This window comes from Pseudanabaena biceps PCC 7429 (assembly GCF_000332215.1).
Taxonomy (GTDB): Bacteria; Cyanobacteriota; Cyanobacteriia; order Pseudanabaenales; family Pseudanabaenaceae; genus Pseudanabaena; species Pseudanabaena biceps.
The window spans coordinates 1-1,177 of sequence record NZ_ALWB01000429.1 but is presented as its reverse complement, the minus strand read 5'-3'; the positions used below and the strand labels follow the sequence as shown (position 1 = coordinate 1,177).

1 pseudogene is annotated in these 1,177 nt (G+C 31.6%); it reads left to right on the top strand.

Annotated features, from left to right (window positions below):
* A pseudogene (locus PSE7429_RS28110) lies at positions 1-112 on the top strand (IS1595 family transposase); the annotation flags it as partial.
* Positions 113-1,177: the final 1,065 nt, after the last annotated feature.

Below are 1,177 nucleotides of genomic sequence, written 5' to 3'. Positions count from 1 at the left end.
AGAAAAGTTGCCTTTGTATTTAAGCTTTTTTGAGTTTGTTCATAATGCTAAGAGGAGGGGCAAAGCTTTGCTCAGTGCTTTGCTCCACTCTCTACTTTCCTCACCTCCCTGATTCACCTATTGAGCCATTTAAAAATGTTTGTTATTGAGAATTATGCCCCAACTACAAAACGGACGTTGATCGATACTAAATAAAGAATTTAATATGAGGTCTTAGCAGATGGCAAAAGCATTTATAAAACAAAAAAGATATAAATAAATAAAATACGAATAGAAGATTCCTTTATACACTATCAAAATTATTAAGAAATGTATTTAAAGAAATTCAACTGATAAGTATAAATACTCATGTCCTAGGAGCCAAAACTTAAGTGTAAAGAAATGATTAAGCGATCCCCAAAATGGCAGAATTTCTTGCAAAATAATATTATTCAAACGGAACCAGCTTATATATAGGTTCTGAATTTAAATAACAACTTAATAAAAAACAAAAAATAAGCGATCTCAGATGAGTAAGTGATACCTTCACTATTCTCTGGATGATCGCTTATTTTTTTATTTGTTGATAATTTGGCTTGAAAAATATGAGGTGGAAATCGCTTTAAATGGTTAATCCTATTGGGTCTCAGCAAAAGCGATCGCAATAATTCCTGACGATTGACAATAAGTATTTAGACTCAGATTAAACTTTTCAAATAGATTATAAAGAAAATATTAAGCGATCCCAATTTTTGCACTCTATCTAAGAGAATATACTCATTCAAACGGAATCGGCTTATTTAAAGATTCTGAATTTCAATACCAATTTAAGAACAATTTACACAAACAAGCGGTTTGCTACCTATAGGTATTTTTACCTTCTCGGAGCAGACCGTTTGTTTTATTGAGTTTATTACAGGATTAGCAGGATCCTAATCTGATTTTGAGCGGCAAATTAGTAAGGAATTACCAACAATTAAATTTTATACAAAAATCTTGTTTAAAATTTTTATATAAAAAAGTATCTAAAGTATATTCATCGTAAAAGTTAATTTCAAAGAGAACTTTTTGTCTGACATCATCAAGCTTTACCCCCAAAGGATGAGTGGCGGCGCTTAGCGCCGCCACTCATCCTTTGGGGCTTGATTTGTCTAGCTATCTTCTATGTTGCAATATCAGGATCTATACATAAATAAAG